This window comes from Modestobacter marinus (genome assembly GCF_011758655.1).
In the GTDB taxonomy this organism is placed as follows: Bacteria; Actinomycetota; Actinomycetes; order Mycobacteriales; family Geodermatophilaceae; genus Modestobacter; species Modestobacter marinus.
This window is the reverse complement of record NZ_JAAMPA010000001.1, coordinates 2,112,517-2,130,418: the sequence shown is the minus strand read 5'-3', so window position 1 is coordinate 2,130,418 and position 17,902 is coordinate 2,112,517. Positions and strand designations below refer to the sequence as shown.

The following is a 17,902-nucleotide window of genomic DNA, read 5'->3' as shown; positions in this document are numbered from 1 at the left end:
GCCGCCGCGGTCAGCCGACGCCGGTGCGCAGCTGGGCCAGGGTCCCAGGCAGCCGGCGCACCAGGTCACCGGCGATCAACGGGCCCTGCTCGGCCGCCAGCTGACCGGCCCGGCCGTGCACGTGGGCGGCGACCGCCGCGGCCTCCGCCGCCGGCAGCCCGGTCGCCAGCACCGCCCCCAGGATCCCGGCCAGCACGTCACCGGTGCCGGCGGTCGCCAGCCACGGGGTGCCGGTGCCGTTGACGAACGTGGTGCCCTCGGCGTCGGCGACGACGGTGGCGTCGCCCTTGAGCAGCACCGTGCACCCCAGCTCCGCGGCGCCCCGGCGCGCGGCGGCCATCCGGTCGGTGCCGACCTCGCCGAAGAGGCGGGCGAACTCGCGGTCGTGCGGCGTGAGCACGGTGGGCGCCGACCGGTCCGCCACCAGCTCCGGGCGCTGGGAGACCAGGGTCAGCCCGTCGGCGTCGACCACCACCGGCAGGTCGGTGGCCAGCACCTCGGCGAGCACGCCGGCCGCGTCGTCGTCGGTGCCCATCCCCGGGCCGACCACCCAGGCCTGCACCCGTCCGGCGTCCCCCGGGCGCCCCGAGGTGACGATGACCTCCGGCCAGGCGGCCCGCACGCCCTCCGCGGCGGTGCCGGCGTACCGGACCAGCCCCGGCCGGGTGCGCACCGCGGCACCCGTGCACAGCACCCCGGCGCCGGGGTAGGTCGCCGAGCCGGCCAGGACGCCGACCACGCCGCGGGAGTACTTGTCGTCGTCGGGTGCGGGGGCGTCCAGGTGCGGGACGACGTCGGCGTCGGTCAGCTGCCGGGCCGCCGGCTCGGCCAGCTCGGGGCCGAGCCCGATGTCCACCAGGTGCACCGTGCCGGCCTGCCGGCGACCGGCGCCCACCACCAGCCCGGGCTTGACGGCGCCGAAGGTGACGGTGTGCTGGGCGGGGAAGGCCTCGCCGGGCACCTCCCCGGTGTCGGCGACGACGCCGCTGGGCAGGTCGACCGCGACCAGCAGCCCCGGGCCGGCGGTCGCCTCCTGGACCAGCGCGGCGGCGGGCTCGCGCAGCCCGCCGGTGCCGCCGAGGCCGACGATCCCGTCGAGGACCAGGTCGGCCCGGTGCAGTCCGGCGTCGGCCGCCTCGGCCACCCGCCCACCGGCCCGCCGGAACGCGGCCAGCCCCGCGGCGTGCACCCGTTCCGGGGTGAGCAGGACGGCGGTGACGGCCGCGCCGCGCCGCGCCAGCAGGGCGCCGGCGAACAGCGCATCGCCCCCGTTGTCCCCGGAGCCGACCAGCAGCACCACCCGGACGCCGTGCCCGCGGCCCAGCAAGCCGAGGCAGACCGTCGCCAGCCCGGTCGCGGCCCGCTGCATCAGCGCCCCGTCCGGGAGCCCGGCCAGCACGGCCCGCTCGGCGGCCCGCACCTGCGCGGAGGTGTACAGACCGATCACGGGGTGGCTCCTTCGGCGATCACCATGGCCGAGGCGATGCCCCCGTCGTGGCTCAGCGACACGTGCCAGGAGGTGACGCCCAGCTCCGCCGCGCGTTGCGCCACCGTGCCGCGGACCTCCAGGTGCGGGCGCCCCCGCTCCCCCACGACCACCTCGGCGTCGTGCCAGCGCAGGTCGCCCGGGGCACCCAGCGCCTTGGCCAGCGCCTCCTTGGCGGCGAAGCGGGCGGCCAGGGACTCGCTGCTGCGCTCCCCACCGGAGGGGGTGCGCTGCTCGGCCGGGGTGAACAACCGGTCGCGCAGCCCCGGGGTGCGGGCCAGCGATGCGGCGAACCGCTCCACCGGGCAGACGTCGACACCGATCCCGATGATCACGCCGACAGTGTGCCGCGCCGCCGTCCGCCCGCACGAACGGCTGTCCCCCTGCACCAACGCTGGTGCAGGGGGACAGCCGGTGATCAGGTCAGGTGGGTTCAGGTGGTCGTTGCATCACCGGTTGGTTGAGGTGGTGAGAGTAGGTCGTTTAGGGCTTCGGCGGGGGTGCGCCAGCCGAGGGTCTGGCGGGGTCGTCCGTTGAGTTCGGCGGCGACCATCGCCAGGTCGGTGGGGGTGTGCGCGGTGAGGTCGGTGCCTTTGGGGAAGTACTGGCGGAGCAGTCCGTTGGTGTTCTCGTTGCTGCCGCGCTGCCAGGGTGAGTGCGGGTCGCAGAAGTAGATGGGCAGGTCCGCGGCGAGGGTGATGTCGGCGTGCCGGCGCATTTCCAGACTTTGGTCCCAGGTCAGGGACAGTCGCAGGTGCTTGGGCAGTTGCCCGATGCCGGCGATGATGGCTTCTTGCAGGGCCAGTGGGTCGGGCTTGGTCCCGGGCAGGTGCAGCAGGATGCAGAACCGGGTGGTGCGCTCCACCAGGGTGCCGATGTAGGACTTGTTGGCCTTGCCGGCGATCAGGTCGCCTTCCCAGTGCCCGGGGACGGCGCGGTCGGCGGCCTCGGCGGGGCGTTCACTGATCATGATCTTGCCGGGGATGCGGCGGTTGGGGTCGGATCGGCCATCGATGCGGCGGCGGGGGCGGCGGATCGCGCGCCCGGTGCGCAGGCAGGCAGCCAGTTCCCGGCGCAGCAGGCCTCGGCCCTGGACGTAGAGGGCCTGGTAGATGGCCTCGTGGGAGGGGCGCATGGCTGGTTCGTCGGGGAACTCGATGGCCAGGCGCATGGCGATCTGGCGCGGTGAGTACTTGCGCTCCAGATCGGCCTGCACCCGTTCCCGCAGCGGCTCATGGGCCAGCTTGAACGGCTTGGGGCGGGCACCGCGGGTCTCGGCGTCGACCTGGGCCTGGACTGCCCGGTAGGGCCGGTCGGGATGGGCCTGGGCCCACAGGCCCAGCTCGCGGCTGACCGTCGTGGCCGCACGCCCCAGCTGACGGGCGATCTGCCGGGCGGACTGGCCAGCAGCCAGCCCGACCGCGATCTCCTCCCGCTCGCTCAGCGACAGGAACCGGCCCGAAGGCTCGGTGATCTCCAGCGGTGGCACCCCGCCAGCTTCCCGGAACCACCGTCGACCGCGCTGCCCACCGACCCGGGATCGCCGAGCGGCTGCCTCCGTCGGCAGCCCCTCAGCGATCCCCTCCCAGAACACCCGCTGATTTGCCCTCGTCACGGCCATCGACAGCACCCCTCAACTGGGGTGATGCAACGACCCCCTGACACCGAGTCACCTGATCGATGCTGAGCGGGGGCCACCGGGTGCCGGCGCCCCGGTCACTCGACGGTGACGCTCTTGGCCAGGTTGCGCGGCTGGTCGACGTCCAGGCCGCGGGTCGCGGCGATCTCGCAGGAGAGCACCTGCAGCGGCACCGTCGTCACCACCGGGGCCAGCAGGGTCGGCGTGCGCGGCACCCGGATGAGGTGGTCGGCGTAGGGCACCACGTCGTCGTCGCCCTCCTCGGCGATCACGATCGTGCGGGCGCCCCGGGCGCGGACCTCTTGGATGTTGCTGACCACCTTGCCGTGCACCGACTCCCGGCTCAGCGGCGACGGGACGACGATCACCACCGGGGTGCCCTGGTCGATCAGCGCGATCGAGCCGTGCTTCAGCTCGCCGGCGGCGAAGCCCTCGGCATGGATGTAGGCGAGCTCCTTGAGCTTCAGCGCCCCTTCCAGGGCCACCGGGTAGCCGACGTGCCGGCCGAGGAACAGGATCGTGTTCGCGGTGGCCAGGTCCCGGGCGAGCTCCCGGACCGGCTCCATCGCATCGAGCACCTGGGTGACCTGGGCGGGCAGCGACCGGAGGTCCTCGACGATCGCGGAGACCTCGTCGGCGTACTTCACCCCGCGCACCTGGGCCAGGAAGAGCCCCACCAGGTAGCAGGCCACCACCTGGGTGAGGAAGCCCTTGGTCGAGGCGACGGCGACCTCCGGACCGGCGTGGGTGTACAGCACGGCGTCGGACTCCCGCGGGATCGTCGACCCGTTGGCGTTGCAGATGGCCAGGACCTTGGCCTTCTGCTGGCGGGCGTGCCGCAGCGCCATCAGGGTGTCCATCGTCTCGCCGGACTGGCTGATGACCACGACCAGCGTGCTGCGGTCCAGCACCGGGTCGCGGTAGCGGAACTCGCTGGCCAGCTCCACCTCGACCGGGACCCGGGTCCAGTGCTCGATCGCGTACTTGGCGATCAGCCCGGCGTGGTAGGCGGTGCCGCAGGCGACGACGAAGACCTTGTCGACGTCGCGCAGCTCCTGGTCGGAGAGCCGGACCTCGTCGAGCACCAGCTCGCCGGTCTCGCCGAGCCGGCCCAGCAGGGTGTTGGCCACCGCCTCCGGCTGCTCGGCGATCTCCTTGAGCATGAACCAGTCGTAGCCGCCCTTCTCCGCAGCGGCGGCGTCCCAGTCCACGGTGCGGGTGGTCGGCTCGACGACGGTGCCGTCGAAGTGGGTCACCAGCACCCCGCGCTCGCGGTCGAGGAGGACGACCTGGTCCTCCTCGACGTCCAGCGCCCGGCGGGTGTGGCCGATGAACGCCGCCACGTCCGAGCCGAAGAAGTACTCCCCGTCGCCCACCCCGACCACCAGCGGGCTGTTGCGCCGCGAGGCGACCAGCCGGTCCGGCTCCTCGACGTGGCTGGCGACCAGGGTGAAGGCACCCTCCAGACGCCGGCTGACCCGGCGCATGGCCTCGGCCAGGCGGTCCGGGCCGGCGGGGACCTCCCGGTAGACCGCGGCGAGCAGGTGGGCGGCGACCTCGGTGTCGGTGTCGGAGGAGAACTCGATCCCGGTCGCCTCGCACTCGGCGCGCAGTGACGCGAAGTTCTCGATGATCCCGTTGTGGATCACCGCGACGGTGCGGTCGGCGGACATGTGCGGGTGGGCGTTCCGGTCGGTCGGCCCGCCGTGCGTCGCCCATCGGGTGTGGCCGATGCCGATGGTCGAGGCGGGCAGCCCCTGCTCGGCCAGCTCCTTCTCGAGGTTGGCGAGCTTGCCCGCCTTCTTGGCGGTGCTGAGCTGCCCGTCGGCCAGCACTGCCACCCCGGCCGAGTCATAGCCCCGGTACTCCAACCGGCGCAGGCCTTCCAGGACGACGTCCACCGAGTCCTGCGAACCGACGTACCCCACGATGCCGCACATTCGCCCGACGATACCGACTCACGCCGGGGCGCCGCCGCGACCGGGAACGTGCGTCCCGCGTGCACCACCGCTCGCTCCACGCGCACCACCGGACGCTCCACGCACGCCGGTTCCGCCGAGCGACGCCGCCGGCCGCCCGGGTCCGGGGGCGGATCAGCCCGTGGCGGCGACGACCTCGGCCAGCCGGGTGGCGACGGCGTCGGCCTCCTCCTGGGTGGGGGCCTCGACCATCACCCGCACCAGCTGCTCGGTGCCCGAGGGGCGCAGCAGCACCCGCCCGGAGTCGCCGAGCTCGGCCTCGACGGCGTTGACCGCCCGCGCGACCTCGTCGCTCTCCGCGACCGCGAGCCGGTCGGTCACCGGGACGTTGACCAGGGTCTGCGGCAGCCGCTGGACGACCGAGGCCAGCTCGGCCAGGGAGGCGCCGGTGGCGCTCATCCGGGACATCAGGGCCAGCCCGGTGAGCAGGCCGTCGCCGGTGGTCGCCCAGTCCAGGAAGACCAGGTGACCGCTCTGCTCGCCACCCAGGGAGAGCCCCCGGGAACGCAGCGCCTCCAGGACGTAGCGGTCGCCCACGGCCGTCGTCTGCACGGAGATGCCGGCGGCCCGCATGGTGTGGTGGAAGCCCAGGTTGCTCATCACCGTGGCGACGACCGTGTCGTCGGTCAGGTTGCCGCTCTCGTGCAGCGCAAGGGCACAGATCGCCAGGATCGCGTCGCCGTCGACGACGTCGCCCTGCGCGGTCACCGCCAGGCAGCGGTCGGCGTCCCCGTCGTGGGCGATGCCGATGTCGGCACCGTGCCGCGCGACGGCGTCGATCAGCGGCCCCAGGTGGGTGGAGCCGATGCCGTCGTTGATGTTCCAGCCGTCGGGCTCGCCGCCGATGACGTGCACCTGCGCACCGGCCCGGCGGTACACCTCGGGCGCGCAGCGGTAGGCGGCCCCGTGGGCGCAGTCGACGACGACGCGCAGGTCGCGGAGCGGCTCGCGCAGCGCGGAGAGCACGTGGGTGGTGTAGTCCTCCACGGCGCCGGCCAGGTCGCGGACGCGGCCGATGCCCCCACCGGTCGGGCGGTGGTCGACGCAGGGCTCACCCTCGTCGCCGCCCATGACCCGCCGCTCGATGGCGGCCTCGACCGCGTCGGGCAGCTTGTGCCCCCCACGGCTGAACAGCTTGATGCCGTTGTCGGGCATGGGGTTGTGGCTCGCCGACAGCATCACGCCCAGGTCGGCGTCGGTGCGGCCGGTCAAGTGCGCGACCGCCGGCGTCGGGAGGACGCCGACCCGCAGCACCTCGGCGCCGGCGCTCGTCAGACCGGCGACGACCGCGGCCTCGAGCATCTCCCCGCTCGCACGGGGGTCACGGCCGACGACCGCGACGGGACGCGAGGTCCCGTCGCGGTCGGCGAGCACGCTGGCCGCGGCCCGGGCCACCGAAAGCGCCAGTTCCGGCGTCAGCTCGGCGTTGGCCCGGCCCCGGACGCCGTCGGTCCCGAAGAGCCGACCCACGGACGTACCGTCAGCGCTTCGAGTACTGAGGCGCCTTGCGGGCCTTCTTCAGGCCGTACTTCTTGCGCTCGGTGACCCGCGGATCACGGGTGAGGAAGCCGGCCTTCTTCAGGGCCGGACGGTCCTCGGGCTCGATCTCGATGAGCGCGCGGGCGATGGCCAGGCGCAGCGCACCGGCCTGACCGCTGACGCCACCACCGTGCAGGATGCCGACGACGTCGTACTGCTCGGCCTTCTCCAGGATCACGAACGGCTCACGGATGAGCTGCTGGTGCACCTTGTTGGGGAAGTACTGCTCGATGCTGCGGCCGTTGAGCTTGAACTCGCCGGTGCCGGGGAGCAGTCGCACCCGGACGATGGCCTCCTTGCGGCGGCCGACGGTCTGGATGGGACGCCCGTCGGCGTCGGTCACGGTCAGTGCGCTGGTCACTGGGCCACCTGCTTGATCTCGTAGGTCTGGGGCTGCTGGGCGGCGTGCGGGTGCTCGGGCCCGGCGTAGACCTTGAGCTTGGAGAGCATCTGCCGGCCCAGCGTGTTGTGCGGCAGCATCCCCTTGACGGCGCGCTCGACGACGCGGTCGGGACGGGTCTTCAGCTCGTCGCCGACGTTGGTGGCCCGCAGCCCACCCGGGTAACCGGAGTGGCGGTAGGCGACCTTGGTGTCGCGCTTGGAGCCGGTCAGGGCCACCTTGCCCGCGTTGACGATGACGACGAAGTCGCCGGCGTCGACGTGCGGCGCGAACTGGGGCTTGTGCTTGCCGCGGAGGAGGATCGCGGTCTGGCTGGCGAGTCGACCGAGCACCACGTCGGTGGCGTCGATGACGTGCCAGGCCCGGGTGATGTCACCGGGCTTGGGGCTGTACGTGCGCACGAGGCTCACTTGTCCTGTCGTCGTCGGGCGGGGTGGCTGGTGGGACCGCCTCACCGAGGACGGGAGACGTGGGACGGTCCGACGAGGTCGGGGTCCCGGGCGCGCGTGCACCAGCCGGCGGCGTGCACCAGCAGACGACGATACCAGCGGGACCGGGGACCGTGCTCCCGCCCCTGTCACCGGGAGGCGGCGGGGTCCTCGATCTCGCGGAGCCGGCCGCTCGCGACGTCGTAGACGGTGCCCCGCACCTCGGTGCTGAGGAGGTACGGCGTCTCCCGGACCAGCCGCATCGACTCCCGGACGTCGGCGTCCACGTCGGTGAAGGTGCGCGCCACCCACGGGGGCCGGTGCCCGGTGGTCCGCTCCACCAGGTCGGCGACCTCCTGGTCGGTGGCCTTGTTGAGCCCGCAGTCGGTGTGGTGCACCAGCACGACCGCGCGGGTGCCCAGCACGTGCTGGGAGATGGTCAGCGAGCGCAGGGTGTCCTCGGTGACGACGCCGCCGGCGTTGCGGATGACGTGCGCGTCACCGATGGCCAGGCCGAGCATGCCGAACAGCGGCATCCGCGAGTCCATGCAGGCGACCACGGCGACCTTGCGCGCCGGCGCCACCGGGACGTCGCCGGGGAACTCCCCCAGCCAGGCCTCGTTCGCCGCCAGCATCCGGTCGATCTCGGTCACCTGCACCACCTCTGCTCCCGCCTCGTGTGTGGGCGAACGCTAGCGCGACGCCTCAGCGGCCGGCACCGCCACGCTCCCGGCACTCCTCGGCGAGGCGCGTGACCTCGCCGGGGTCGAGCGCCGGTCGCCCGCCGAGCCGGCCCACGGTCGACGCCGCCGCGGCTCCCGCCTGCCAGGCCGCCGTCCCGGGGTCGGCGCCGCGCAGCAGGGCGACGGTGAAGGCCGCGACCACGCTGTCGCCGGCGCCGGTGGGGTCGACCGGGTCCTGGCCGAGCAGCGGCACCAGCTCCTCGCGGACCCGGCCGCCGGGTTCGCGCCACACCGTGAGGTCGCCGTCCTCGCCGGCGGCGAGGCAGACCACCGTCGGCCCGGCCGAGCACAGCTGGCGGGCCGCGGCGCGCACGTCGCCCAGCCCGTCCAGCTCGCCGCCCACCCAGAGCGCGGCCTCGGCGAGGTCGGCGCGCAGGACCCGTACCTGGTCCAGCAGTGCCGCCCGCGTCTCGGCGTCCGGCGGGGCGCCGTCGGCGACGGTCAGCGCGTCCCGGGGAGCCCGTGCCAGCGCGGCGCGGACCGCGGCCCCCGGCTGCTGCAGCTGGAGCACCACGGCGGACGCCCGGGTGAACGACCGGGCCGCCGCCTCGACGTCGGCTGCGGTCAGCAGGGTCGCGTCCGGGACGTCCTCCAGCAGCCGCCGGGTGCCGCCGGCCTCCACCAGGTCGACCAGCAGGGCGGTCTGGGCGCCCTGGCGGCGGACCACGCCGGAGACCCACAGCCCGTCGCTGACCGCCTGGGCCAGGACCAGGTCGCCGGGTGGGTCGTCGCCGAGCACGCCGACCAGGGCGGTCGGCCAGCCCAGCTGCGCCATCGCGACGGCCTGGTTCGCCCCCTTCCCGCCGAGCAGTTCACGGCGGCGGCGGACGTCGGTGCTCCGGCCACCGCGCGGCAGCCGGTCGACCTCCAGCACCAGGTCGCGGCCCACCTGCCCGACGACGACCGCGGGACCCTCCGGAACGGGCACGCGTCCTCCTCCTCGGCTCCGGTCGTGCCGCGCCGCCCCCGGCCCGCCGCGCGGCGTCGGTCACCGTGCCAGCCTGCCCGCTCACGCTCCGTCGGGCGAGGATCGGCCGTGCACCACCCGACCACCGGGGTCCCGGCCCGCGCCGCCACCCGCTCCGGCGGCATCGGTGAGGATGGGGCCGTGCGCACGGTCGAGGAACACCAGGCAGCGGTCTCCGGGCTGCTCAGCCCCCTGCCGGTCGAGGAGGTCCCGCTCGCCGCGGCCGCCGGGCGGGTGCTCGCCCGCGATCTCCCCGCCCGGGTGTCGCTGCCCGGCTTCGACAACTCCGCCATGGACGGCTACGCCGCACGGCACGCCGAGGTGGGGACGGCCACCGCGGAGACCCCCGTCCAGCTGCCCGTCGCCGCCGACCTGCCGGCCGGGCGCACCGACGTGCCGCCCCTGCTGCCCGGCACGGTGCACCGCATCATGACCGGCGCCCCGGTCCCGGACGGCGCGGACGTGATCGTCCCGGTCGAGCGCACCGACGCCGGCACCGACGTCGTGACCATCACCTCCGCCCCCTCCGCCGGCACCCACCTCCGGCACGCCGGTGAGGACATCCAGGCCGGCGACCTGGCCATGCCCGCCGGCACCGCGCTCGGCGCGGCCCAGCTGGGGCTCGCGGCCGCGGTCGGGTACGACACCGTGCCGGTGCGGCGCCGACCCCGGGTGCTGGTGCTCTCCACCGGCAGCGAGCTGGTGGAACCGGGTCTCCCCCTGCAGCCGGGCCAGATCTACGAGTCCAACTCGGTGCTGCTCGCCGCCGCCGTCACCGAGGCCGGTGGCGAGGCCCGCACGCTGCACTTCGTGCCCGACGACATCGAGCAGTTCCTCACCACCGTCCGCGCCGAGCTGCCGGACGCCGACCTGCTGGTGACCAGCGGCGGGGTCAGCGCCGGCGCCTACGAGGTGGTCAAGGACGCCTTCGCCGGGCTCGGCACGGTCGAGTTCGGCAAGGTCGCCATGCAGCCCGGCGGCCCGCAGGGCGCCGGCACCGTCGACGGCGTCCCGGTGATCACGCTGCCCGGCAACCCGGTGAGCTCCTTCGTCTCCTTCGAGGTGTTCGTCCGGCCGGCCCTGCGCCGCGCCCTCGGCCACGCCTCCCCCGAGCGGCTGCGCACCACCGCCCGGCTCACCGCCCCGCTGCGCTCGCCGGCCGGCCGCCGGCAGTTCCTGCGCGGGCGGTTCGACGGGGAGGTCGTCGACCAGGTCGGCGGGCCCGGTTCGCACCTGGTCGCCCACCTCGCCCGCGCCAACTGCCTCGTCGTCGTCCCCGAGGACGTCACCGACCTGCCCGAGGGCGCCCAGGTCACCGTCGTCCTGATCGAAGGAGCCCTCCAGTGACCACCTCCCCCGACGGCCCGCGGCTCACCCACGTCGACGAGTCCGGCGCCGCCCGGATGGTCGACGTCACCGCCAAGCAGGTCACCGCCCGGGTCGCCACCGCCGCCGGCCGGGTGCTGGTCAGCCCCGAGGTGGTCGCCCTGCTGCGCGGCACGGGCGTGCCCAAGGGCGACGCCATCGCGGTGGCCCGGATCGCCGGGATCGCCGGCGCGAAGCGCACCCCCGACCTGATCCCGCTGTGCCACCCGATCGCCCTGCACGGCGTGACGGTCGACCTCGACGTCGCCGACGACGCCGTGGAGATCACCGCCACCGCCCGCACCGCCGACCGCACCGGCGTGGAGATGGAGGCGCTCACCTCCGTCGCGGTGGCCGGGCTCACCGTCATTGACATGGTCAAGGCCGTCGACCCGCGCGCCTGCATCACCGACGTCCGGTTGCTCGCCAAGTCCGGCGGCAAGAAGGGCGACTGGACCCGATGAGCGCCGACCTGCCGGCCGACGCCCGGGCCGTCGTGCTCACCGCCTCCAACCGCGCCTCGGCCGGGGTCTACCCCGACCGCTCCGGTCAGGCGCTCGCCGAGGGGCTGCGCGCGCTCGGGTTCACCGTGGAGGGCCCCCACGTCCGCCCGGACGACGTCGCGGCGCTCACCGAGGTGCTGCGGGAGGCCGTGGCCGGCGGGGCCGACGTCGTGCTGACCACCGGCGGCACCGGGCTCTCCCCCACCGACGTCACGCCGGAGGCCACCCGCACGGTGCTGGAACGCGAGGCCCCCGGCATCGCCGAGGCGGTGCGCCGGTACGGGGAGGGGGAGGTGCCCACCTCGGTGCTGTCCCGCGGCATCGCCGGCACCGCCGGACGCACCCTGATCGTCAACCTGCCCGGGTCCACCGGCGGCGTCCGCGACGGCCTCGCCGTGCTCGGCCCCCTGCTGCCGCACGTGGTCAGCCAGCTGCGGGGCGGCGACCACGTCTGACGTCGCGCCACCGCGCTCCACCGCGGCCGGGAGGCGTCCCGGCCCGCGTCGAGCCGGTGCCCGCGATCGCAGCGGCGAGCCTGCGGCCCGCGCTGCGCTCCCGGACGAGGATCCGTACCCGCTGTCTAGTCCGGCAGGACCAGGCGCTCGGGGTGGGTGTAGACGTTGCAGCCGTCGCCGCGGAGGAAGCCGATCAGGGTGATGCCCACCTCCTGGGCGAGCTCGACCGCCAGCGAGCTGGGCGCCGACACCGCGGCCAGCACCGGCACCGCGGCCATCGCCGCCTTCTGGGTGAGCTCGAAGGACGACCGGCCGCTGACCATCAGCACGTGCCCGGCCAGCGGCACCCGGCCCTCCCGCACCGCGTCGCCGACCACCTTGTCCACCGCGTTGTGCCGGCCGACGTCCTCCCGCAGCGCCACCAGCTCGCCGCCGGCGGAGAACAGGCCGGCGGCGTGCAGCCCGCCGGTCTTGTCGAACACCTGCTGGGCGGCGCGCAGCCGGTCGGGCAGCGCCAGCAGCGTTTCCAGCGTCAGCCGGGTGTCGTCGGCGGCGACGTCGTAGGCGGTCTTCGTGCGGATGGCGTCGATGCTGGCCTTGCCGCAGACCCCGCAGGAGCTGGTCGTGTAGAAGTTCCGGTCCAGTGCGGTGTCCGGGGCCTGCACCCCGGGTGCCAGGTCCACGTCCACGACGTTGTAGGTGTTGCGGCCCTCGTCGTCGACGGAGTTGCAGTACCGCAGCCCCGCGATGTCCGCCGCCGAGGCGATGACGCCCTCGGTGGTCAGGAAGCCGTGCACCAGGTCGAAGTCGTCGCCCGGGGTCCGCATGGTCACCGCCAGCGGCTCGCCGGCCAGCCGGATCTCCAGGGGCTCCTCGGAGGCGACCGTGTCGGGCCGTCGGGTGTGCACGGCGCCGCGGATGCGCAGCACCGGGGTGCGGCTGGTGACTCGTCCCACGCGGGTGACGGTACTCACCCGCCGCGCCCTACCGTTCCGGCCATGACCTCGCTCCCGCGCTTCGCAGCCGTCGTGCTGGCCGGCGGCCGGGCCGCGCGGCTCGGCGGGCAGCCCAAGCCGCAGCTGGACGTCGGGGGCCGGACGATGCTCGCCGCCGTCGTGGAGGCCGTCCGGGACGCCGATCCGGTCGTCGTCGTCGGGCCACCGCAGCCCGTCCCCGAGGGGACCGTGCTCGTCCGGGAGGTGCCGCCGGGGGGTGGGCCGGTCCCGGCGCTCGCCACCGGGCTCACCGCGGTCGGCGATGCCGAGGTGGTCGCCGTCCTCGCCGCCGACCTGCCCTTCCTCACCCGGGAGCTGGTGACCGACCTGCGCCGGCGCCTGGTCGACGACGGTGTGCTGGTCGTCGACGACACCGGTCGCGACCAGCTCCTCCTGGGCGTCTGGCGGACCGCGGCGCTGCGGGCCGCCGTCCGCGACCCCCGCCCGCACACCCCGCTGCGGGCCGTCCTCGCCGGGCTCACCGTCGGCCGCCACCGGCCGGACGCGCGACCCGGCCGGCCGGCGCCATGGACCGACTGCGACACCCCCGCCGACCTGGCCCGCGCCCGGGCGGTGCCCGGCCGCGAGTGAGCGGTTCCCCACGCCCGGCGCCTGCGTGCGGACCACACGTGGCGGGTAGGCCCTCGCCATGCGCGTCGTCACAGCAGGAGCCCACGGGAAGATCGCCCGCCGCCTCGGCCGGTTGCTGAGCCAACGGGGGGACACCGCCGTCGGCATCGTCCGCAATCCCGACCACCAGGCCGACCTGGAGTCCGACGGCGTCCAGCCGGTGGTGCTGGACCTGGAGCAGGCCTCGGTGGAGGAGCTCGCCGAGATCGTCTCCGGCGCCGACGCCGTGGTCTTCGCCGCCGGTGGAGGCCCGGACAGCGGCATCGCACGCAAGGACTCGGTCGACCGCGGCGCCGCCGTGCTGCTGGCCGAGGCCGCGGTCGCGGCCGGCGTCCGCCCCTACCTCCTGGTCTCCTCCATCGGGGTCGAGACGGTGGCCGGTGACGCCGTCCCCGAGGACATGGACGAGGTCTTCGTCGCCTACCTGCGGGCCAAGCTGGCCGCCGAGGAGCACGTGCTCTCCCGCGAGGGCCTGTCCCCCATGGTGATCCGGCCGGGCAGCCTGACCGACGACCCGGGCACCGGACGGGTCCGGCTCGAGCACACCACCGACCGCGGCGAGGTGCCCCGCGACGACGTCGCCGCCGTGCTGCTGGCCCTGCTCGACGACCCGAAGGACGGCGCCGTCGTCGAACTGCTCTCCGGTGACACCCCGGTCGCCGAGGCCGTCGCCGCCCTCCCCTGACCACCGGACGCCGACCTCGCGGTCCCGGCCCTGCGGTGGAGCCGGCGGCTGGTCAGCTGCGCTTCGCCCGGGTGACCACTGCCCGGGCCGCGAGGCCGGCGTCGTCGGGGTAGTCGACCCGCAGCAGCGTCAGTCCCCCGGCCGGCGCGACCGGCACGTCGTTGGCCCGCTCCGTGCGGGCGAGCAGGGACGACGGCCACTCCGGCGGCCGGCGCCCCTCCCCCACGGCGCCCAGGGCCCCGACCAGGCTGCGGACCATCGAGTGGCAGAAGGCGTCGGCCGAGGCCCGGATCTCCACCAGGTCGCCGTCCCGCTCGACGTCCAGGGCGAGCAGGGTCCGGATCGTCGTCGCACCCTCGCGCCGGCGGCAGAAGGCGGCGAAGTCCTGCTGCCCGAGCAGCAGCCGCGCCGCGGTCTGCATCGCACCGACGTCCAGGCGGCGCGGCCACCCGACCGTGTCGGCCCGGCGCAGCGGCGGCGGGCCGGCGTCGGCATCGGTGAGCCGGTACGCGTAGTGCCGGGCCAGCGCGGAGAACCGCGCGTCGAAGTCGGGCGTGACCTCCGCGGCCGAGGTGACGGCGATGTCCGGCGACAGCACCCCCCGCAGCCGGCGCAGCAGCCGGTCCTGGTGCGCGGCGAAGAGGTCCCTGGGGAGGTCGGCGTGTGCGACCTGCCCGGTGGCGTGCACGCCGGCGTCCGTGCGGCCCGCCACCGTCAGGTCCACGTCCACCCGCAGCACCGTCGCCAGGGCCAGTTCGAGTTCGCCCTGGACGGTGCGCAGACCGGGCTGACGTGCCCAGCCGTGCAGCGCCGACCCGTCGTAGGAGATCCCCAGCCGGACGCGGACGAGCCCGCCACCGGGATCGGTGGCGGGCTCGTCAGCGTGCACGTCGTGCATGAGGTGGACCGTCGGGGACGGTCTCAGCTCACTTCGGGTCGGTGGCCGGCTCGCCGCCGGGCGCCTGGGCACCCGCGGTCGCCGCGTCACTGATCTCCGCGGCCTCGACCTCGGCAGCGGCCGCAGCGGCCACGTCCGGGCTCAGCGTCGGGTCGTCGACGACGGCCAGGTTCTCCGACGTCGGCTCCGGGCTGACGTCGCCGTCGTCCTGACGCTCGCCGTCGGGCACGAAGACGTCGGTGACGACCTCTTCCGCCTCGGCGGACTGGTCGGTGTCGGTGGCGTCCGCGGTGACCTCACCGGCGGCGGCGGAGGAACCCGCGCCGGCGGCGAACCGGGTGCCACGGGCGCGCTCGGCCTCGCCGACGGCCTGCTGCGCCACGGTCTGGCCCTCGACCAGCTCGATGATCGCCATCGGAGCGTTGTCGCCCTTGCGGGGACCGACCTTCACGATGCGCGTGTAGCCACCGGGCCGGTCGGCGAAGCGCGGGCCGATCTCGGCGAACAGGTGGTGGACGACGTCCTTGTCCCGGATGGTCGTCATGACCTGGCGACGGGCGTGCAGGTCCCCGCGCTTGGCGAAGGTGACCAGCTTCTCGGCCAGCGGACGGAGCCGCTTGGCCTTGGTCTCGGTGGTCGTGATCCGTCCGTGCTCGAACAGCGAGGTGGCCAGGTTGGCCAGCATCAGCCGCTCGTGCGCGGGGGACCCGCCGAGACGGGGGCCCTTGGTGGGGGTGGGCATGTCGGTCCTTCCTCAGGCCGCCGGGGGGTCCCTGCGAGCCGCGCGTTCACTGATGGGTGGTGCTCCGGTGCCGGCGGTGCCGGACCCGGCGGGACCCTGCCGCCCCGGGGGGCGGCAGGGTCCGTCTGTCAGAGCTGCTCGGTCTCCTGGAAGCTGCCCTCGTCGTACTGGGCCGGGTCACCGAAGGCCGCGTCGCCCTGGTAGGCGTCGGTCTCGTAGCCCTCGTCGTAGCTCTCCACCGACGAGGGGACGAACCCAGGCGGGCTGTCCTTGAGCGCCAGGCCCATCGCGGCGAGCTTGAGCTTGACCTCGTCGATCGACTTCGCACCGAAGTTGCGGATGTCGAGCAGGTCGGCCTCGGAGCGGGTGACGAGCTCACCGACGGTGTGCACGCCCTCGCGCTTGAGGCAGTTGTAGGACCGGACGGTGAGGTCCATGTCCTCGATCGGCATCGAGAAGTTCGCGATGTCCGCGGCCTCGGCCGGGCTGGGCCCGACCTCGATGCCCTCGGCGTCGACGTTGAGCTCGCGCAGCAGGCCGAAGAGCTCGACCAGGGTCGAACCGGCGCTGGCGATGGCGTCGCGGGGCTCCATCGACGGCTTGGTCTCGACGTCGACCACGAGGCGGTCGAAGTCGGTGCGCTGCTCGACGCGGGTCGCCTCGACGGCGTAGGTCACCTTGAGCACCGGCGAGTAGATGGAGTCGACGGGGATGCGGCCGATCTCCTGGCCGGGCTGCTTGTTCTGGGTGGCCGGCACGTAGCCGCGACCGCGCTCGACGACCAGCTCGATCTCGAGCCGGCCCTTGGCGTTCAGGGTGGCGATGTGCAGGTCGGGGTTGTGCACCTCGACACCGGCCGGCGGGGCGATGTCGGCCGCCGTGACCTCACCGGGGCCCTGCTTGCGCAGGTACATGGTCACCGGCTCGTCGGAGTCGGAGCTGACCACGAGGCCCTTGAGGTTCAGGATGATCTCGGTGACGTCCTCCTTGACGCCCGGCACGGTGGTGAACTCGTGCAGGGTGCCCTCGATCCGGATGCTGGTGACAGCAGCGCCGGGGATCGAGGACAGCAGGGTGCGACGCAGCGAGTTGCCGAGGGTGTAGCCGAAACCCGGCTCGAGCGGCTCGATGACGAACCGCGAGCGCTGGGCGTCGATGGTCTCCTCGGCGAGGGTCGGACGCTGTGCGATGAGCATGGTGGTTCTCCTTCGTGTCCTCCGGCGACCGCCATATGACGCCGTGAGGGAGGTGGTGCCGGCGGGGCGGACATCGGTCCACCCGCTCCGCCGTCGTGCTGTGTGGTGCTGTCCCGCACCCTCACCCCCACCGCAGGGCGGTGGGGGTGAGGAGGTGGGTCACTTGGAGTAGAGCTCGACGATCAGCTGCTCCTGGACGGGGGTGTCGATCACCTGGCGCGCCGGGATGTTGTGGACCAACACCTTCAGCTGCGAGGAGATGACCTCCAGCCACGGCGGGACCGGCCGGGAGCCGGCCTTCGCCTGGGCGAGCTGGAACGGCACCATCTCGGCGGACTTCGCAGCCACCTCGAGGATGTCGTTGGCGCTCACCCGGTAGGACGGGATGTCGACCTTGCGGCCGTTGACCTTGATGTGACCGTGGCGCACCAGCTGGCGGGCCATGTCGCGGGACTCGGCGAAGCCGGCCCGGTAGACCACGTTGTCGAGGCGGGACTCGAGGATCTGCAGCAGGACCTCACCGGTCTTGCCCGACTTCTTGTTCGCCTCCTCGTAGTAACCGCGGAACTGCTTCTCCAGCACGCCGTAGATGCGGCGGGCCTTCTGCTTCTCGCGGAGCTGGAGCAGGTACTCGCTGTCCTTGCTGCGACCGCGGCCGTGCTCGCCCGGCGGGTACGGCCGGATCTCGATCGGGCACTTCGCGGACTCGCACTTGCTGCCCTTGAGGAACAGCTTCATCTTCTCGCGCCGGCACAGGCGGCAATCGGCTCCGGTGTAACGGGCCACGTGTATCTACCTCTTCGTCTCGTCAGTGACCGGTCAGACCCGGCGGCGCTTCTTGGGGCGGCAGCCGTTGTGCGGCTGCGGCGTCACGTCCTGGATCTGCCCGACCTCGAGGCCGGTGGCCTGCAGGGAGCGGATCGCGGTCTCCCGACCGGAGCCCGGGCCCTTCACGAAGACGTCGACCTTGCGCATGCCGTGCTCCTGCGCCTTGCGGGCAGCGTTCTCCGCAGCCATCTGCGCCGCGAACGGCGTGGACTTGCGGGAGCCCTTGAACCCGACGTGGCCGGCCGAGGCCCAGCTGATCACGTTGCCCGTGGGGTCGGTGATCGACACGATCGTGTTGTTGAAGGTGCTCTTGATGTGCGCCGCGCCGTGGGCGACGTTCTTCTTCTCCTTGCGGCGCACCTTCTTGGTGCCAGCTGCCGCGCGAGCCCTGGGAGGCATCTCTCTCCGGTCTGAGTCTGTGTTC

The 17,902-nt window shown here is 74.1% G+C and carries 20 protein-coding genes; 5 read left to right on the top strand and 15 right to left on the bottom strand.

Annotation, left to right across the window (positions count from 1 at the left end; all coding sequences use genetic code 11):
- Positions 1-10: 10 nt before the first annotated feature.
- From FB380_RS10190 to FB380_RS10150, 9 genes are all read right to left on the bottom strand, one after another.
- Positions 11-1,447, bottom strand: a complete 1,437-nt coding sequence (locus tag FB380_RS10190; protein ID WP_166754947.1) for an NAD(P)H-hydrate dehydratase — start codon at positions 1,445-1,447, stop codon at positions 11-13.
- Positions 1,444-1,821, bottom strand: coding sequence for a holo-ACP synthase (locus FB380_RS10185; protein ID WP_166754946.1), 378 nt, complete (start codon positions 1,819-1,821; stop codon positions 1,444-1,446). The genes FB380_RS10190 and FB380_RS10185 overlap by 4 nt, the downstream gene beginning before the upstream one ends.
- A 98-nt stretch (positions 1,822-1,919) precedes the next feature.
- On the bottom strand, positions 1,920-3,107 hold the full coding sequence (locus FB380_RS10180) for an IS30 family transposase (protein ID WP_243850147.1): 1,188 nt from the start codon (positions 3,105-3,107) through the stop codon (positions 1,920-1,922).
- 95 nt (positions 3,108-3,202) lie between these two features.
- Positions 3,203-5,065, bottom strand: a complete 1,863-nt coding sequence (glmS, locus tag FB380_RS10175; protein WP_166754944.1) for a glutamine--fructose-6-phosphate transaminase (isomerizing) — start codon at positions 5,063-5,065, stop codon at positions 3,203-3,205.
- Between the two features lie 153 nt (positions 5,066-5,218).
- Positions 5,219-6,574 carry a phosphoglucosamine mutase gene (gene glmM / locus FB380_RS10170; protein ID WP_166754943.1) on the bottom strand — a complete coding sequence of 452 codons (1,356 nt, stop codon included), beginning with the start codon at positions 6,572-6,574 and terminating at the stop codon, positions 5,219-5,221.
- Positions 6,575-6,584: 10 nt separating this feature from the next.
- Positions 6,585-7,004, bottom strand: a complete 420-nt coding sequence (gene rpsI, locus FB380_RS10165) for a 30S ribosomal protein S9 (RefSeq protein WP_166754942.1) — start codon at positions 7,002-7,004, stop codon at positions 6,585-6,587.
- The gene (gene rplM, locus FB380_RS10160; RefSeq protein ID WP_425563404.1) at positions 7,001-7,453 is read right to left on the bottom strand and encodes a 50S ribosomal protein L13; all 453 of its coding nucleotides are present in this window, start codon (positions 7,451-7,453) and stop codon (positions 7,001-7,003) included. Before rplM ends, rpsI begins: the two co-directional genes overlap by 4 nt.
- A 167-nt stretch (positions 7,454-7,620) precedes the next feature.
- Positions 7,621-8,124 (bottom strand): beta-class carbonic anhydrase, encoded by a 504-nt coding sequence (locus FB380_RS10155; protein ID WP_188959505.1) that lies wholly within the window; start codon positions 8,122-8,124, stop codon positions 7,621-7,623.
- A gap of 52 nt (positions 8,125-8,176) precedes the next feature.
- On the bottom strand, positions 8,177-9,142 hold the full coding sequence (locus FB380_RS10150; protein WP_166754941.1) for a PfkB family carbohydrate kinase: 966 nt from the start codon (positions 9,140-9,142) through the stop codon (positions 8,177-8,179).
- A 108-nt stretch (positions 9,143-9,250) separates the two neighbouring features.
- Here FB380_RS10150 and moeA point away from each other — a divergent pair, with 108 nt between their 5' ends.
- Genes moeA through FB380_RS10135 form a run of 3 tightly spaced genes read left to right on the top strand, consistent with a single transcriptional unit; the run spans position 9,251 to position 11,504 of the window.
- Positions 9,251-10,528 carry a molybdopterin molybdotransferase MoeA gene (moeA, locus tag FB380_RS10145; protein ID WP_229681865.1) on the top strand — a complete coding sequence of 426 codons (1,278 nt, stop codon included), beginning with the start codon at positions 9,251-9,253 and terminating at the stop codon, positions 10,526-10,528.
- Positions 10,525-11,010: a cyclic pyranopterin monophosphate synthase MoaC gene (moaC, locus tag FB380_RS10140; protein WP_166754940.1), complete on the top strand. Its 486-nt coding sequence runs from the start codon at positions 10,525-10,527 to the stop codon at positions 11,008-11,010. The genes moeA and moaC overlap by 4 nt, the downstream gene beginning before the upstream one ends.
- Positions 11,007-11,504 (top strand): MogA/MoaB family molybdenum cofactor biosynthesis protein, encoded by a 498-nt coding sequence (locus tag FB380_RS10135; RefSeq protein WP_166754939.1) that lies wholly within the window; start codon positions 11,007-11,009, stop codon positions 11,502-11,504. Before moaC ends, FB380_RS10135 begins: the two co-directional genes overlap by 4 nt.
- 125 nt (positions 11,505-11,629) lie before the next feature.
- Here FB380_RS10135 and fdhD read toward each other — a convergent pair whose 3' ends face one another.
- A complete protein-coding gene (gene fdhD / locus FB380_RS10130) occupies positions 11,630-12,460 on the bottom strand; it encodes a formate dehydrogenase accessory sulfurtransferase FdhD (protein ID WP_166754938.1) in 831 nt (276 codons plus the stop codon).
- Positions 12,461-12,502: 42 nt separating this feature from the next.
- On the opposite strand from fdhD, the gene mobA reads away from it, so the two are divergent.
- Together mobA and FB380_RS10120 are read left to right on the top strand one after the other, a co-directional pair.
- Positions 12,503-13,090 carry a molybdenum cofactor guanylyltransferase gene (gene mobA / locus FB380_RS10125; protein WP_166754937.1) on the top strand — a complete coding sequence of 196 codons (588 nt, stop codon included), beginning with the start codon at positions 12,503-12,505 and terminating at the stop codon, positions 13,088-13,090.
- A gap of 58 nt (positions 13,091-13,148) precedes the next feature.
- The gene (locus FB380_RS10120) at positions 13,149-13,814 is read left to right on the top strand and encodes an NAD(P)H-binding protein (protein WP_166754936.1); all 666 of its coding nucleotides are present in this window, start codon (positions 13,149-13,151) and stop codon (positions 13,812-13,814) included.
- Positions 13,815-13,866: 52 nt separating this feature from the next.
- Here FB380_RS10120 and truA read toward each other — a convergent pair whose 3' ends face one another.
- The 5 genes from truA to rpsK all read right to left on the bottom strand — a co-directional run bounded on the left by truA (position 13,867) and on the right by rpsK (position 17,877).
- Positions 13,867-14,712, bottom strand: a complete 846-nt coding sequence (truA, locus tag FB380_RS10115) for a tRNA pseudouridine(38-40) synthase TruA (RefSeq protein WP_166754935.1) — start codon at positions 14,710-14,712, stop codon at positions 13,867-13,869.
- A gap of 28 nt (positions 14,713-14,740) precedes the next feature.
- Positions 14,741-15,454: a 50S ribosomal protein L17 gene (rplQ, locus tag FB380_RS26330; RefSeq protein WP_166754934.1), complete on the bottom strand. Its 714-nt coding sequence runs from the start codon at positions 15,452-15,454 to the stop codon at positions 14,741-14,743.
- Between the two features lie 128 nt (positions 15,455-15,582).
- Positions 15,583-16,650, bottom strand: a complete 1,068-nt coding sequence (locus FB380_RS10105) for a DNA-directed RNA polymerase subunit alpha (protein WP_166754933.1) — start codon at positions 16,648-16,650, stop codon at positions 15,583-15,585.
- A gap of 159 nt (positions 16,651-16,809) precedes the next feature.
- Positions 16,810-17,436 (bottom strand): 30S ribosomal protein S4, encoded by a 627-nt coding sequence (gene rpsD / locus FB380_RS10100; RefSeq protein WP_036334300.1) that lies wholly within the window; start codon positions 17,434-17,436, stop codon positions 16,810-16,812.
- 33 nt (positions 17,437-17,469) lie between these two features.
- Entirely contained in the window at positions 17,470-17,877 is a 408-nt protein-coding gene (rpsK, locus tag FB380_RS10095; protein ID WP_026844840.1) for a 30S ribosomal protein S11, read from the bottom strand.
- Between the last annotated feature and the right edge of the window lie 25 nt (positions 17,878-17,902).

Coding starts and splice junctions, on each gene's coding strand:
- FB380_RS10180 (WP_243850147.1), bottom strand. CDS start 3,107: ATGGCCGTGACGAGGGCAAATCAGCGGGTGTTCTGGGAGGGGATCGCT.
- glmS (WP_166754944.1), bottom strand. CDS start 5,065: ATGTGCGGCATCGTGGGGTACGTCGGTTCGCAGGACTCGGTGGACGTC.
- FB380_RS10135 (WP_166754939.1), top strand. CDS start 11,007: ATGAGCGCCGACCTGCCGGCCGACGCCCGGGCCGTCGTGCTCACCGCC.
- mobA (WP_166754937.1), top strand. CDS start 12,503: ATGACCTCGCTCCCGCGCTTCGCAGCCGTCGTGCTGGCCGGCGGCCGG.
- FB380_RS10120 (WP_166754936.1), top strand. CDS start 13,149: ATGCGCGTCGTCACAGCAGGAGCCCACGGGAAGATCGCCCGCCGCCTC.
- truA (WP_166754935.1), bottom strand. CDS start 14,712: ATGCACGACGTGCACGCTGACGAGCCCGCCACCGATCCCGGTGGCGGG.
- rplQ (WP_166754934.1), bottom strand. CDS start 15,454: ATGCCCACCCCCACCAAGGGCCCCCGTCTCGGCGGGTCCCCCGCGCAC.
- FB380_RS10105 (WP_166754933.1), bottom strand. CDS start 16,650: ATGCTCATCGCACAGCGTCCGACCCTCGCCGAGGAGACCATCGACGCC.
- rpsK (WP_026844840.1), bottom strand. CDS start 17,877: ATGCCTCCCAGGGCTCGCGCGGCAGCTGGCACCAAGAAGGTGCGCCGC.